This is a genomic window from Planomonospora sp. ID67723, assembly GCF_015711605.1.
In the GTDB taxonomy this organism is placed as follows: Bacteria; Actinomycetota; Actinomycetes; order Streptosporangiales; family Streptosporangiaceae; genus Planomonospora_A.
The window spans coordinates 1,991,734-2,005,044 of the sequence record NZ_JABTEZ010000001.1; the positions used below are offsets into that span (position 1 = coordinate 1,991,734).

15 protein-coding genes are annotated in these 13,311 nt (G+C 71.9%); 11 read left to right on the forward strand and 4 right to left on the reverse strand.

Translation table 11 applies throughout. From position 1 onward, the window contains the following. Positions 1–20: 20 nt before the first annotated feature. Together fdhD and HS041_RS09475 are read right to left on the reverse strand one after the other, a co-directional pair. On the reverse strand, positions 21–923 hold the full coding sequence (gene fdhD / locus HS041_RS09470; protein ID WP_196440095.1) for a formate dehydrogenase accessory sulfurtransferase FdhD: 903 nt from the start codon (positions 921–923) through the stop codon (positions 21–23). Continuing rightward, positions 920–3,154, reverse strand: coding sequence for an FdhF/YdeP family oxidoreductase (locus HS041_RS09475; protein WP_196440096.1), 2,235 nt, complete (start codon positions 3,152–3,154; stop codon positions 920–922). The genes fdhD and HS041_RS09475 overlap by 4 nt, the downstream gene beginning before the upstream one ends. A 135-nt stretch (positions 3,155–3,289) precedes the next feature. Between HS041_RS09475 and HS041_RS09480 the strand changes: the two genes are divergently transcribed. From HS041_RS09480 to HS041_RS09510, 7 genes are all read left to right on the forward strand, one after another. Next, positions 3,290–4,114, forward strand: coding sequence for a biotin--[acetyl-CoA-carboxylase] ligase (locus HS041_RS09480; RefSeq protein ID WP_196440097.1), 825 nt, complete (start codon positions 3,290–3,292; stop codon positions 4,112–4,114). Positions 4,115–4,218: 104 nt separating this feature from the next. Further along, the gene (locus tag HS041_RS09485) at positions 4,219–4,728 is read left to right on the forward strand and encodes a PH domain-containing protein (protein ID WP_196440098.1); all 510 of its coding nucleotides are present in this window, start codon (positions 4,219–4,221) and stop codon (positions 4,726–4,728) included. A 92-nt stretch (positions 4,729–4,820) separates the two neighbouring features. Next, positions 4,821–5,813 carry an adenylate/guanylate cyclase domain-containing protein gene (locus HS041_RS09490; protein WP_196440099.1) on the forward strand — a complete coding sequence of 331 codons (993 nt, stop codon included), beginning with the start codon at positions 4,821–4,823 and terminating at the stop codon, positions 5,811–5,813. 223 nt (positions 5,814–6,036) lie between these two features. Then, complete coding sequence (locus HS041_RS09495; protein ID WP_084779571.1) at positions 6,037–6,213, forward strand: (2Fe-2S)-binding protein; 177 nt, start codon at positions 6,037–6,039, stop codon at positions 6,211–6,213. Positions 6,214–6,227: 14 nt separating this feature from the next. Further along, entirely contained in the window at positions 6,228–6,710 is a 483-nt protein-coding gene (bfr, locus tag HS041_RS09500) for a bacterioferritin (RefSeq protein ID WP_196440100.1), read from the forward strand. A gap of 249 nt (positions 6,711–6,959) precedes the next feature. Beyond that, positions 6,960–7,628, forward strand: a complete 669-nt coding sequence (locus tag HS041_RS09505) for a response regulator transcription factor (RefSeq protein WP_043620820.1) — start codon at positions 6,960–6,962, stop codon at positions 7,626–7,628. A 3-nt stretch (positions 7,629–7,631) separates the two neighbouring features. After that, entirely contained in the window at positions 7,632–8,909 is a 1,278-nt protein-coding gene (locus HS041_RS09510; protein ID WP_196440101.1) for an ATP-binding protein, read from the forward strand. 48 nt (positions 8,910–8,957) lie between these two features. Here HS041_RS09510 and HS041_RS09515 read toward each other — a convergent pair whose 3' ends face one another. Then, positions 8,958–9,446, reverse strand: a complete 489-nt coding sequence (locus HS041_RS09515) for a GtrA family protein (protein WP_196440102.1) — start codon at positions 9,444–9,446, stop codon at positions 8,958–8,960. 260 nt (positions 9,447–9,706) lie between these two features. Here HS041_RS09515 and HS041_RS09520 point away from each other — a divergent pair, with 260 nt between their 5' ends. The 3 genes from HS041_RS09520 to purE all read left to right on the forward strand — a co-directional run bounded on the left by HS041_RS09520 (position 9,707) and on the right by purE (position 12,576). Then, positions 9,707–10,693 carry a DUF8094 domain-containing protein gene (locus HS041_RS09520; RefSeq protein WP_196440103.1) on the forward strand — a complete coding sequence of 329 codons (987 nt, stop codon included), beginning with the start codon at positions 9,707–9,709 and terminating at the stop codon, positions 10,691–10,693. 106 nt (positions 10,694–10,799) lie between these two features. Beyond that, positions 10,800–11,957, forward strand: coding sequence for a 5-(carboxyamino)imidazole ribonucleotide synthase (locus HS041_RS09525; protein WP_307845215.1), 1,158 nt, complete (start codon positions 10,800–10,802; stop codon positions 11,955–11,957). A 115-nt stretch (positions 11,958–12,072) separates the two neighbouring features. After that, positions 12,073–12,576: a 5-(carboxyamino)imidazole ribonucleotide mutase gene (gene purE / locus HS041_RS09530; RefSeq protein WP_196440104.1), complete on the forward strand. Its 504-nt coding sequence runs from the start codon at positions 12,073–12,075 to the stop codon at positions 12,574–12,576. A 21-nt stretch (positions 12,577–12,597) separates the two neighbouring features. Here purE and HS041_RS09535 read toward each other — a convergent pair whose 3' ends face one another. After that, positions 12,598–12,888, reverse strand: coding sequence for a YciI family protein (locus HS041_RS09535; RefSeq protein WP_196440105.1), 291 nt, complete (start codon positions 12,886–12,888; stop codon positions 12,598–12,600). Between the two features lie 159 nt (positions 12,889–13,047). On the opposite strand from HS041_RS09535, the gene HS041_RS09540 reads away from it, so the two are divergent. Further along, positions 13,048–13,293 (forward strand): DUF397 domain-containing protein, encoded by a 246-nt coding sequence (locus tag HS041_RS09540; RefSeq protein WP_196440106.1) that lies wholly within the window; start codon positions 13,048–13,050, stop codon positions 13,291–13,293. The last annotated feature ends 18 nt before the right edge of the window (positions 13,294–13,311 follow it).

Here is a 13,311-nt window from a genome sequence, read left to right on the forward strand (position 1 = left end):
CGGGCCCCGGCCCGCCGGCGTCAGCCGACGCGGTCCGGGCGGGAGTAGACGTTGAAGCGCTCGCCGCGCAGGAAGCCGACGAGCGTCATGCCGAACTCCCGGGCCAGGTCCACCGCCAGCGAGGACGGCGCGGAGACCGCGCACACCATCGGGATGCCCGCCGCCAGGGCCTTCTGCATGATCTCGTAGCTGGTCCGGCCGCTGACCATGAGCACGTTCCCGGTCAGCGGCAGCCGGCCGTCCAGCAGCGCCCAGCCGGTGAGCTTGTCCACCGCGTTGTGGCGGCCCACGTCCTCGCGCAGCGCCACCAGGCCGCCGTCCGGGGTGAACAGCCCGGCCGCGTGCAGCCCGCCGGTCTTGCCGAACACGCCCTGGGCGCGCCTGAGGGTGTCCGGCAGGCCGTACAGGACCTCGGGGGGGACGTGCGGGCCGTCGGAGACCGGCAGCGGGGGGCAGCGGTCCCTCAGGGCCTCCAGGCTCGCCGTGCCGCAGACGCCGCAGGCGCTGGACGTCACGAAGTGCCGGTCCAGGGAGGCCGGAGCGGGCAGCCGCTCGCCTCGCAGCCGTACGGTGACCGTGTTGTAGCGCGCCTCCGGCGGCACGTCGTCGTCCGTGCAGTAGGAGATCGACGTGATCGCGCCGGGCGCCACGGCGCCCTCGCCGTGCAGGAACCCGGCGGCCAGCTCGAAGTCGTGCCCCGGGGTCCGCATGGTGACCGCGACGGTCCGGCGCTCGCCGCCCGCCCGCATCCGGATCTCCAGCGGCTCCTCGGTGGCCAGGTCGTCGCGGCGGTCCCGGACGGTTTCACCGGAGAACTCCCGGACCCGCGTCCGGCTGACCGGCCCCGGCCGCCCGGCCCCCGCCGCGGGCGCTCCGGGAACGCGGTGCGGGGCAGGGCGATCCGCGGGATGCCCGGCGGTCACGAGGGGAGTTTCGTGACCGTGGCGAGGGCGTTGTAGTCGGGGATCCTCGCGGCCGGGGAACGGCGGGCGGCGTCGAGCAGGACGTTGCCCTCGGGCCAGTGGATCTGCAGGTTGCCCGGGGTCAGCGGGGCGCGCAGGACCCGGCCCCGGAAGGCTCGCCCCCCGGTGACCGAGCGGAGCTCCACCGGGGTGCCGTCGGGCAGGCCGAGCCGGTCGGCGTCGTGCGCGCTCATCAGCACGGCCTCGCGGGTGGCGCCGTTGAAGCCGTCGCGGCGCTCGTGGACCATGCTGTTGAACTGCTTGCCGCGCCGGGTGGCGACCATGAAGGCGCCGTCCGGGCGCTCCAGCGCGGGCAGCCCGACCGCCGAGAAGCGCCCCAGGCCGTCGGCGGTGGGGAAGCGGCCCTCCGGGCACAGGTGCCGCCCGCCGTACTGCACGTCGTCCCCGAACTCCGACAGTCCGGAGATCCCCTCGTAGAACGGCACGGCCCGCTCGATGTCCGAGCGGATCGCGGCGGTTCCGGCGTAGCGGAGCCGGTCGGCCAGCTCGGGGCGGGCACGGGCGGCCAGCTCGGTGAAGATCTGCCACTCGGGCCGGGCCTCGCCGATCCGGGGCCCGGGGATCTCCGGGGAGAAGATGATCCGCCGCTCGGTGGAGGTCTCGGTGACGCCCCCGGCCATCTCGTAGCGGGTCTGGGCGGGCAGGAGCAGCACCGCGGCGTCCGGGCCGGCCTCCGCTGCGGGCGGGACCAGCATCTGGGAGGACAGCACGATGTCGATGTGCACCCGGAGCCTCAGCCGCGAAAGGGCCTCGCGGCAGTGGTGCGGGTCGGGCAGGACCTCCAGGAAGTTGCCGCCGCTGGAGATCAGGACGTCCAGCTCGCCCGCGTGGGCCGCGTCGATCATGTCGGTCGCGGTCAGGCCGGGCTCGGCCGGCACCTCGAAGCCCCACAGCTCGCCGAACCTGCGGGCGTTCTCCTCGGTGATCGGCAGGCCGCCGGGCAGGCCGGTGGCGTAGGCGCCCATCTCGGCGCCGCCCTGCACGCCGCTGTGCCCGCGGATCGGCATCAGGCCGCAGTTGTCCCGGCCGACGAAGCCCCGGGCCAGCGCCAGGTTCACGATCGAGCGGACGTTGTCCTCGCCGTAGGAGTGCTGGGTGATGCCCATCGACCAGACCAGCACCGCCGAGCGCGCCTCGCCGAGCAGCTTCGCCAGCTCGAACATGCTCTCCCTGCTCGTCCCGGACAGCGCCTCCAGCGACTCCCACGACTGCCCGGCGAGTGCCTGCCGTACGGACTCGAATCCCGTCGTGCGGGCGTCGACCCAGGCCCGGTCCACCCAGTCGTTCTCGATCAGGTGCTTGAGCACGCCGTTGAGGAAGCCGATGTCGCCGCCGACGTTCACCCCGAAGAAGTAGTCGGTGATCTTGGTGCCGAAGAGCGCGGACTCGGCGTTGGACGGCACCCAGTACTTGTCCATGCCGGGCTCGCGGTAGGCGTTGACCATCGCGATCCGGGTCCCGGCCTTCTTGGCGTGGTAGAGGTACTTCATCGCGACCGGCTGGTTGTTCGACGGGTTGGACCCGATGAACACGATCAGGTCCGAGCCGATCCAGTCGGTGTAGGAGCAGGTCGTCGCGGCCGCGCCGATCGTCTCCTTCAGCGCGACGGTCGAGGGGGAGTGGCAGATGCGGGCGGCGTTGTCCACCGAGTTGGTGCCCAGCGCCCGCACGGCCTTCTGGGCCGCGAAGTAGTTCTCGTTCGGCATGCCCCGGCTGGTCAGGTAGGCCCCGAGCCGGGAGCCGCGCAGGTGCGGCGCCGCGAGGTCCAGCGCCTCGTCCCAGCCGATCCGGGTGAACCCGGCCTCGCCCGCGCGCCGCAGCATCGGGTACGGCAGGCGCCCGAGGTCGCGCAGCTCGGCGCTCCTGCGCCGTTCCAGGCCGGAGACGTCCTTCAGCAGGGACACGTCCAGTGCGGGCATCGTGTTCAGCGGCAGCAGCCGCAGCCGGATGTTGCACAGGTGGATCTCGTCCATGGTCCAGTCGCGCATGCCCTTGGTGCCCAGCGCGCAGCCGTCGCAGGTCCCCCGGGTGAGGATCCGCCAGGCGTAGCGGCGGTTGCCCTTCACCGAACGGAACGCCTTGACCAGCTCCAGGTAGTTGTTCGGCTTGCGCTCGCCGATCCCGAAGGGCTTCCAGCTCGCCCAGTTGCGCGGGTCAAGACGTTTGCTCATGTGACCATTTTCTGTCATCTCCGGCCGGTGGGGACAGCCGGAGTCTGCCTATCGATTCAATATATGATCGCGGTATTCGCTGGTCATCGCCCCATTTGGGCGGCAGGTGGCCGCGCGGGGAGGGAAGATGGAGGGGTGCTTGACTCCCCCTTCACCGACCTCGACCGCCCGCCGCTCTCCCAGGCGGCGCTCACCCGCGCCCTGGTCCGTCCGGGTGGCCTGTGGTCGGACATCACCGTCGTCGACAGGACGGGCTCGACGAACGCCGACCTCGCGCAGGCCGTGCGCGACGGTGCCCGTCAGGGGGCCGTGGTCGTCGCGGAGTCGCAGTTCGCCGGGCGCGGCAGGCTCGGCCGGACCTGGTCCGCGCCGCCCCGGTCCAGCCTGACGTTCTCGATCCTGCTCAGTCCCGACCCGCCGCCGCAGCGGCAGGGCTGGCTGCCGCTGCTGGTCGGCCTGGCCACCGCCTCGGCGGTGCGCAGGGTGGCCGAGGTGGACGTCCGGCTGAAATGGCCCAACGACCTGCTGATCGGGGAGCGCAAGCTCGCCGGGGTGCTCGCCGAGCGGGTGGACCGCGCGGTCGTGGTGGGCGTCGGGCTCAACGTGAGCCTGCGCGCAGGGGAACTGCCCGTGGAGACGGCCACCTCGCTCGTCCTGGAGGGCGCCGCCTGCGCCGACCGCGACCCGATCCTCCGCGCGGTGCTGCGGGAGATCGAGGCGCACTACCGGGAGTGGTCGGAGGCGGACGGCGACGCGGACGCGTGCGGGCTGCGCGCCGCCTACCTCGGGGCGAGCGCGACGGTGGGACGGCGGGTCCGGGTGGAGCTGCCGGGGGAACGGGTGCTCACCGGGCGGGCCGCCGGCGTCGACCGGGCCGGTCACCTGGTCGTGGAGTCCGGCGGGCAGGAGCACACGCTCAGCGCGGGCGACGTCGTCCACGTGCGCCCGGACGGCTCGTGAGCCGGGCCGCCCCCGGCTCCGGCGGGACGCCCGCCCCGCCGGAGGGGGTGCGCCCGCCGTACGCCCCCTGACGGGGCGGGCGAGGACGTGCCACGATTTGCCCCATGGGTCTCCCCGATCACCACCTGACGGAGGGGGAACGGCGCATCCGGTCGTTCCACCCGCACTGGAAGCGCCTCGTCGTCCCGCTCCTGGCGCTGCTCCTGATCGCCGCGGCGTCCGGCGCCGCGATGTTCTTCATGCCCGGCTTCGCCTACGAGGGCTACGCGCGCGCCGCGGTGGCCGCGGTCGCCGTCGGGCTGCTCGCCGTGTGGTCGTTCGTGCCGTACCTCCAGTGGAGGAACACCTCGTACGTGCTCACCTCGCACCGGTTCACGATCAGTACCGGCGTGCTGAGCAAGTCCCACGACGACATCCCGATGAGCAAGGTCAACACCGTCAGCGCGGACCAGACCCTGCTGGAGCGGATCCTCGGCTGCGGCACGCTCGTCGTGGAGTCGGCGGGTGACCAGGGCCGGATCGTCCTGCGCGACATCCCCGACCTCCAGAACGTCCGGGCCGAGCTGTTCCAGGCCCTCGACGACGTCGCCGACGGCCAGGCGGACGGGAGTTGAACCCCCGAGGGGGCGCCGGTGAACCAACCGAGGGCGGCGCCCCGGCGCCGCCGTCGGCGCGGTGGCGTAACCTCCTGGGCCGGGGGGAGAAGATGGACCGAGACGAACCGGCGGGACGCCCGACGGCCGAGGAGATCGAGCGGCTCTTCGTCGGCCCGCCGCCCCGCTACACCCGCCTCCAGGTGGCCGAGGTCGCCGGGGTCCCCCAGGCGCTGACCGAGCGGATCTGGCGCGCGCTGGGGTTCGCCACACTGGCCGACGACGCGGTGGCCTTCACCGACGCCGACGTGGCCGCGCTGCGGCGGGTCCGGGACATGATGGACAGCGGCCTGCTCGACGAGCGGACGGTGATCCGGATGACCAGGGCGCTCGGCCAGACGACGGCCAGGCTCGCGCAGTGGCAGGCCGAGATCATGATCGGTGCCATGCTCGATCCGGGCCGTCCGCCCACCGAGGCCGACATGGCCGCGGTCATGGCGACCGCGCAGCGGCTGCTGCCCGATTTCGAGCAGGTCCTGGTGCACGTCTGGCGCTCCCAGCTGGCCGCCGCCGGCACCCGGCTGCTCGCCATCACCGACATGAACGAAGAGGTCCTGCCCACCCGGCTGACCCTCGCGGTGGGCTTCGCCGACCTGGTCTCCTTCACCCGGGTCTCCCGGGAGCTGGACGAGTACGGCCTCGGCGAGCTGGTCGAGGGGTTCGAGTCCCGGGCCGCGGACGTGATCGCCGCGCACGGGGGCCGGCTGGTCAAGACGATCGGCGACGAGGTGCTGTTCACCGCGGCCGAGCCGCGGACGGCCGCGGTGATCGCGCTGGAGCTCGTCGACACGAGCGGGCGGGCGGGTCCCGAGGTCAGGGCCGGGCTGGCCTACGGCCCGGTACTGCCGATGATGGGCGACGTCTTCGGGACCACGGTCAACCTGGCGGCGAGGCTGACGGCCATCGCCCGGCCGGGGACGGTCGTGGTCGACGGGGAGATGGCCGGCGCCGTCGAGGGGGTGCCGGGGCTGGAGGCGCACCGCATCCGGCGCAGGCCCGCCCGGGGCCTGGGGGTCGTCCAGCCGTACGTCCTGCGGGGGGTCTGACCTCGGGGAGGGCGGGCCGGAGCCGCCGGGAGAGCGGGCTCCGGTTCCCCGCGGGGTGCGCTTCCCGCCGGAGGGCGACCCTAACGTTCCGCGTGTCCTGAAGGACCTCCCCGCTGAGCTGCGACTTTGTGTCTCAGGTCACATAGGCAAGCCTTACCGAAGTCGGTTATCTTAGGTGTGCCTTACCTATGTGTTATTCTCTTTGAGAGGTCCCTTCCTCGCCATGTATGTGTGTGTCTGCCGCGCGGTGACTGAGAACGAGGTGCATGACTGCATCGCCGCGGGCGCGAAGAGCGCTCGGCAAATCCGCGACACCACCGGCGCCGGAGGCGACTGTGCTTCTTGCGTGCGCAAGATCTGTGCGATCCTGAAGCGGTCTGAAGAGTTGGCGACCGCATAGCAAGGAGCCCGCCTATGCAGGGCGACAAGCAGATCATCGAATTGCTGAACGAGCAGCTCACCGCCGAGCTGACCGCTATCAACCAGTACTTCCTGCACGCCAAGATGCAGGAGAACTGGGGATACACCAAGCTCGCGAAGTACACCCGCGAAGAGTCCATCGACGAGATGCGCCACGCGGAGAAACTGACCGACCGCATCCTCTTCCTGGAGGGCCTGCCCAACTACCAGCGGCTGGGCACGCTGCACATCGGCCAGACCGTGGCCGAGCAGCTCCGCGCCGACCTCGACGTCGAGCTGGAGGTCGTCAAGCGCCTCAAGCCGGCGATCATCCTGATGCGGGAGAAGGGCGACGTCACCTCCGCCCGCCTCTTCGAGGAGATCCTCGCGGACGAGGAACATCACATCGACTACCTGGAGACGGAGCTCTCGCTCATCGACGCTCTCGGCGAGCAGCTCTATCTGGCCCGCTACGCGGAACCGCCGTCGGCTTCCTGAGAGAATCGCCCAGACACGCCCGTCGGATCCGTTCCGTTCGGGCGTGTTCTGTTTTGTCGGTAACGCTCTTGGCGGCCCTGACCGTTGCGGGACGTCCCAAGGCGGACGCCGTACCCCCTCCTCGTGAACCGGTGCGGGATGACTATCCGGGATTTATCAGTGTTTGCCCAGGTCAATAGATAGGTCAACGGCGAGTCAAACCGCGCGCTATGCCCGGGAAACGATCGCCTAAGGTCCTACGCTCTCAACATGACCTGCGTACTTCTCGCCGAGGATGACACCTCGATCTCCGAACCACTGGCGCGCGCGCTGCGCCGTGAGGGATATCAGGTGGAGGTGAGCCCCGACGGCCCGCAAGCCCTTGAGAGGGCTCTGTCGGGTGGCATCGACTTGATCGTTCTTGACCTCGGCCTGCCTGAGATGGACGGCCTCGAGGTGGCGCGGCGCATCCGCGCCGAAGGGCACGGCACGCCCGTGCTGATCCTCACCGCCCGCGTCGACGAGGTGGACACCGTCGTCGGCCTCGACGCCGGGGCCGACGACTACGTCACCAAGCCGTTCCGCCTGGCCGAGCTGCTGGCCAGGGTCCGCGCCCTGCTGCGCCGCGGCACGTCGGAGACGCCCGTGGTCCAGGGCGTGCGCATCGACGCCGACTCCCGCCGCGCATGGATGGGCGAGAAGGAGCTGCACCTGACGACCAAGGAGTTCGACCTGCTGCGCGTCCTGGTCCGCGACGCCGGGAAGGTGGTCACCCGCGAGCAGATCATGCGCGAGGTGTGGGACACCAACTGGTGGGGCTCCACCAAGACCCTGGACATGCACATCTCGTGGCTCCGCCGCAAGCTCGGCGACGACGCCGCCAAGCCGCGCTACATCACCACGGTCCGAGGGGTCGGCTTCCGGTTCGAGCGCGAGTAGGAGATGCGCCGCCGTCTGCTCTCCTCCACGTTGCTCGTCGCGGTCATCGCGGTGCTGCTTCTCGGCGTGCCGCTGGGCGTGGCGGTCAACCGCCTGATCCAGGAGGAGGCGACCCAGGAGCTCTCCGGGGAGGCCAAGAGCCTGCTCAACGACGTGGAGTACGCCCGGATCCAAGAGCAGCCGATCGACCCCGACCAGCTCGAGAGAAAGTATCCCGACCGCCACATCCAGATCTACGCCGGGGGGACGCCCCCCCAGGTGACGGCGGTGGGAACCGAGCCCGAGCAGGAGAACCGGCTGAGTGCGGACGCCCAGTCGGAGAGCGGCGTCTACGTCGTGGTGAGCCGTGACAGGACCCAGATCGAGCAGCAGGTCCACGCCTGGCTCCTGCTCATCGTGGTGCTCGCCGCGGTGGCGATGGCGGTGGCGGTGGGGCTCGCCGTGGTGCAGTCGCGCCGCCTGACGCTCCCGCTCCGGGACCTGGCCATGATCGCCGAGCGGCTCGGCTCCGGGGAGGCCAGGCCGAGCAAGCACCGCTACGGCATCCAGGAGCTCGACCGGGTGGCCGAGGTGCTGGACCGCTCCGCGACCCGGATCGCCGACCTGCTGGCCAGGGAGCGCGAGTTCGCGACCGACGCCTCGCACCAGCTGCGCACCCCGCTCACCGGCCTGACGATGCGGCTGGAGGAGATCGTGGCGGCCGCGGACGACCCCAGCGTCGTCAAGGAGGAGGGCGAGGCCGCGATCGTGCAGGCCGAGCGGCTCACCGCGGTGATCGACGAACTGCTCGCCGCGGCCCGGCGGCAGCGCCATGCCCAGACCGCGGTGGTCGAGCTCGACGCGCTGCTGGACCAGCAGTTCATCGAGTGGGGGCCCGCCTTCCGCCGGGTCGGGCGGAAGCTGGTGCTGGCCGGCACACGCGAGCTCAAGGCGCTGGGCACCAGCGGCGGCATCAGCCAGGTGGTCTCCACCCTGCTGGAGAACTCCCTGAAGCACGGTGGCGGGCCGGTGACGGTGACCACCAGCAACACCGAGAAGTCGATCGTGATCGAGATCGCGGACGAGGGGAAGGGCATCCCCGAGGACATCGCCCCCCGCGTCTTCGAGCGGAACATGAGCGGGGCCGGTGGGACCGGTCTCGGGCTGACCCTCGCACGGGCGCTGGCCGCCGCCGACGGCGGCCGCCTGGAGCTGGTACGGCCCCGCCCCGCGGCTTTCGCGATCTTCCTGCGCCCGGTCGGCGACCCCGGCAGGAACCGGGTCGTCAGAGGCCCGGCCTGAGCCGCGGGCCGATGCGGTCCCGTCGCGCGGACCTGCGGCGCCGTACGGTCAGTGGATCCTCGTCGTCTCGTCGGGCAGTTCGCGGGGGACCTCCGCCGTGACGGCCTCGGCGGCGAGGAAGACCCAGCGCTTGTACGACCAGAAGCGGAACAGCGTGCCCAGGACTGTGCCGATCATGAACGCGATGTTGTAGCTGATCGGGTCCTGCAGGCCGAGCGTGTAGGTCACGAAGCCGATCACCAGCATCGAGATCAGCAGGCCGACGCCGTTGAGCAGGAAGAACAGGAAGTATTCGCGGGCCAGTCCGGTCTGCTCCCGGTGCCGGAAGGTCCAGTGGCGGTTGCCCAGGTAGGCGAAGGTCGCTGCGATGACCGTGGCCACGACCTTGGAGGTCAGCGGGCCCCAGCCGACGCCGAAGCGGAACAGGTTGGTGGCGCCGAAGTCGATCACGAAGGCGATGGCCCCGACGGCCCCGAACTTCGCCAGCTCGCGCGCCAGGACGGAGAACCGCTCATAGGCGTGTCGAAGAAACTGCACGTCTCCTGCACGGTCCTTTCAGGGTCGGCTGCGGATCCGCCGGCGGGAGGATCTCGGGCACTCGTACCAGGCTACCGGTGGTGCCACGAGGTGGGTGCGGGAGCCGGCCAGGTCGGTACAACCTCGTTGCTCAAGAACATTTCTATAAATGTCACGCAACAACGGATAAATCAGGGAATCTGACGTTACCCTGGTCGGGTAGATCGCGGGAAGCCCGGGGAAGCCCGCCTTCCGCGATCGGTCCAGACGGATCGCCGCACGTGACGGCCACAACCCCCCGGGACCACCCCTTGCTCCGCCGACTGCTCGCCCTGCTCCTGAGCCTGTACGCGCTGGCCGGTTGCGGCGTGCGGAGCGAGAGCCAGGTCGCGGTCCCCGACACCGGGCCGCCGGAGGCATCCGCCCGCACGGTCGGGCGCGCAGAGGCCGCCGAGGCGTTCGGGCTGCTGCGGCAGCTCGACGACGCCTGGCGGGACCAGGACTGCGCGGCGGTGGAGAGACTGACCGCCTGGGCGGAGAGTACGCTGGGCGGCCGTGCCTGCGAGGCGACCCGGAACGGCCGCCCAGCTCCCGCCCGCCAGGAGTACACCGACCCCGAGTTCTTCCTGCCCGCCGCGACCGGGGACGACCGCTGGTTCGTCGCCCTGGCCCGCGAGCCCGGCCCGGCCTACTTCCTCTTCGTCCACCAGGGCGACCACTGGCGGCTCGCCGCCGGCCCCGTCCCGGTGGACGGCGACGACGTCCCGGAGCCGGGCGCGGGGACAGGCGCGAGCGCGGTGCCCGGCGACGACCCCTCCACCGGGGTGCGGGCCCGGCTGGTGCCGCAGCGCTACCTGACCTACCTCACCGATCCCGCCGGGGTGAGCGGGGTGAGGTTCCCCAAGGGCGACGCCGCCGCTGACCTGCTCAGGGAGTTCGGTGAGCGGCCGGAGAAGGTCCGCCCGGACCGGCTCACCGCCGACGTCCGGCTGCTCGTCGGCCCGCAGCGGGCGCTGGCGCTGCCGGAGGGAGGCGCGCTGGTGTTCCACGCCCTGGAGGTCGAGTACCGGCAGCGGCCGGGCTCCGGAAGGTCCTCGCTCGCCCGCCCGATCTACGGCAAGGACGACCTGCGCGGGTTCACCGGGAGCACCAGGGCCGCCGAGCTGACCGGCACCGAGGTCGTGCTCGCCGTCACCGAGGTCACCGCCCGCGGCAGGCTCTCCACCGTCGCCTTCCGCCGGGCCCTCGCCGACCTCTCCACGGACTGACGGCCGCGTTCTCCCGGTGGTGTCCGCTGGCCGCCGTACCGGCCGCGGACCGTCGGGCCTGCGCCGTTGCCCGCCGCCGTACCCGGGGCCGGTAAGCTCATCGGACGTGAGCAGCGCTTCCCCAACCGGTCCCATCGGTCCCGTCGTCGGCATGATCGGAGCGGGCCAGCTGGCCCGGATGACCCAGCAGGCGGCCATCGCCCTCGGCGTGGAGCTGAGGGTGCTCGCCGACTCCCCCGGTGACAGCGCGGCCCGGGTGATCGCCGACGTGCGGCTGGGCGACTACCGCGACCTGGCCGACCTGCGCGACCTCGCCAAGGGCTGCGACGCGGTCACCTTCGACCATGAGCACGTGCCCACCGAGCACATCGCCGCGCTCGCCGAGGACGGCGTCGCCGTGCACCCCGGGGCCCGGGCGCTCGTGCACGCCCAGGACAAGGCCGTGATGCGCGAGCGCCTGACCGCGATCGGCGCCCCCTGCCCGGCCTGGCGGCGGGTCTCCACGACCGCCGAGGTGGCGGAGTTCGCCGCGGAGAACGGCTGGCCGGTCGTGCTCAAGGCCGTGCGCGGAGGTTACGACGGCCGGGGCGTCTGGGTCTGCCGGTCGGCGGAGGAGGCCGCGGAGGTCGTGGCGAGCGGGGTGCCGCTGCTGGCCGAGGCGTTCGTGCCGTTCGAGCGGGAGCTGGCGGTGCTGGTCGCCCGCTCCCCGCACGGGCAGGGGGTCAGCTATCCCGTCGTGGAGACCGTGCAGAAGGACGGCATCTGCGTGGAGGTCCTCGCCCCCGCCCCCGGTCTCGACCCCGAGCGGGCCGCGGTCGCCCAGGGCGTCGCCCTGAAGATCGCCACCGAGCTGGGCGTCACCGGGCTGCTGGCCGTGGAGATGTTCGAGACCTCGTCCGGGCTGGTGGTGAACGAGCTGGCCATGCGCCCGCACAACAGCGGCCACTGGACCATCGACGGCGCCCGCACCTCCCAGTTCGAGCAGCACCTGCGCGCGGTCCTCGACCTCCCGCTCGGCTCGCCCGCGCTGACCGCCCCCGTCGTGGTGATGGCCAACCTCCTCGGCGGCGAGGACCCCGACGTCTTCTCCCGCTACGAGCACGTGATGGCCCACGACCCGGGGATCAAGGTCCACTTCTACGGCAAGGACGTACGGCCCGGCCGCAAGATCGGCCACGTCACCGCGATCGGGACCGACCTCGACGAGGTCCGGGCCCGCGCCCGGCACGCCGCGGCCTACCTCGCCGACGGCGTCTACACGTGATCTGAGAACGTGGGCCCCGGCTCCGGCCGCGGGCAGGCAGTCAACGCACACGACACGGCCGGACACCCGTCCGGCGAGGAGCAGGGCCGGACACCCGTCCGGAGGAGGAGAGCGCATGGCCACGGTCGGCATCGTGATGGGCAGTGACTCCGATTGGCCGGTGATGAAGCTCGCCGCCGAGGCGCTCGCCGAGTTCGGCGTGGCGTTCGAGGCCGACGTGGTCTCCGCGCACCGCATGCCCGTGGAGATGATCGAGTACGGCACGCGGGCGGCGGAACGCGGGCTGAAGGTGATCATCGCCGGGGCCGGGGGAGCCGCCCACCTGCCCGGCATGCTCGCCTCGGTGACCCCGCTCCCGGTGATCGGCGTGCCCGTCCCGCTGAAGTACCTCGACGGCATGGACTCCCTGCTGTCCATCGTCCAGATGCCCGCCGGCGTCCCGGTCGCCACCGTCGCCGTCGGCGGGGCGCGGAACGCCGGGCTGCTGGCCGTACGGATCCTCGCCTCGGCGGATCCGGAGCTGCGGGCCAGGATGGAGAGGTTCCAGGAGGAGCTGAAGGAGCAGGCCCATGCCAAGGGCGCCCGGCTCCGCGAGGAGGCGGCCCGGCTGGGCGGCTGAGGTCGCCGGCTGCGGGACCCTCTATCCCTGGCGGTACGCCTCCAGCGCGGGGGCGGTCTTCGACATGACGAACTCGGTCACGCGGTAGGCGCATACTCCGGCGACGGCGAAGGGGTCGGTCGAGACCAGGGACTCGACGGCGCTCCGGTCGAGGCCGGTGGCGAGGATGATCCCTCCGTCGCGGGGAACCTTGCGGCCCGATGCCAGGAAGAACCCGGCGGCGTACTGCTCGTCCAGCCACGCGACGTGCTCGTCGAGTACGGCGTCGACTTCTTCGAGGGGGGCGATATAGGTGAGTTCCAGGACGAACATGCCCCCCATCCTCCCATCCGCTCCTCGATCCCCGAATTCGGCATGACGGGCGTCGCGGCGGGCCGCTACCGTGGACACGGGCCGCGCCGGTTCCGAGAGCTCCGCGCCGAGGTCATCTCCCGCGGGCGGGCGGCGGCCTGACGACGAGGGGATGACGGCATGGAAGCGGACCTGAGCGGGGCCGTCTGGCGCAGGGCCGTCCCGGGCGGCGACGCCGGGGACGGGGGCGGCAACTGCGTCGAGGTGGCCGTGGTGGACGCCGCCGGCACCGGCCACAAGGCGGGTCTCGGCCCGTTGTACGTGCTGCGCGACTCCAAGGACCCCGACGGGCCCAAGCTCTTCTTCACCCAGTCCGAATGGGACGCGTTCGTCGGCGGTGTACGGCTCGGCGAGTTCGACGTCTGAGACCCGCCGGGGGCGGAG

What these genes read in the sequence shown, in the direction of transcription:
- HS041_RS09475 (WP_196440096.1), bottom strand. Translation starts at nt 3,154, where the DNA reads ATGAGCAAACGTCTTGACCCGCGCAACTGGGCGAGCTGGAAGCCCTTC.
- HS041_RS09485 (WP_196440098.1), top strand. Translation starts at nt 4,219, where the DNA reads ATGGGTCTCCCCGATCACCACCTGACGGAGGGGGAACGGCGCATCCGG.
- HS041_RS09490 (WP_196440099.1), top strand. Translation starts at nt 4,821, where the DNA reads ATGGACCGAGACGAACCGGCGGGACGCCCGACGGCCGAGGAGATCGAG.
- HS041_RS09495 (WP_084779571.1), top strand. Translation starts at nt 6,037, where the DNA reads ATGTATGTGTGTGTCTGCCGCGCGGTGACTGAGAACGAGGTGCATGAC.
- bfr (WP_196440100.1), top strand. Translation starts at nt 6,228, where the DNA reads ATGCAGGGCGACAAGCAGATCATCGAATTGCTGAACGAGCAGCTCACC.
- HS041_RS09505 (WP_043620820.1), top strand. Translation starts at nt 6,960, where the DNA reads ATGACCTGCGTACTTCTCGCCGAGGATGACACCTCGATCTCCGAACCA.
- HS041_RS09510 (WP_196440101.1), top strand. Translation starts at nt 7,632, where the DNA reads ATGCGCCGCCGTCTGCTCTCCTCCACGTTGCTCGTCGCGGTCATCGCG.
- purE (WP_196440104.1), top strand. Translation starts at nt 12,073, where the DNA reads ATGGCCACGGTCGGCATCGTGATGGGCAGTGACTCCGATTGGCCGGTG.
- HS041_RS09535 (WP_196440105.1), bottom strand. Translation starts at nt 12,888, where the DNA reads ATGTTCGTCCTGGAACTCACCTATATCGCCCCCCTCGAAGAAGTCGAC.
- HS041_RS09540 (WP_196440106.1), top strand. Translation starts at nt 13,048, where the DNA reads ATGGAAGCGGACCTGAGCGGGGCCGTCTGGCGCAGGGCCGTCCCGGGC.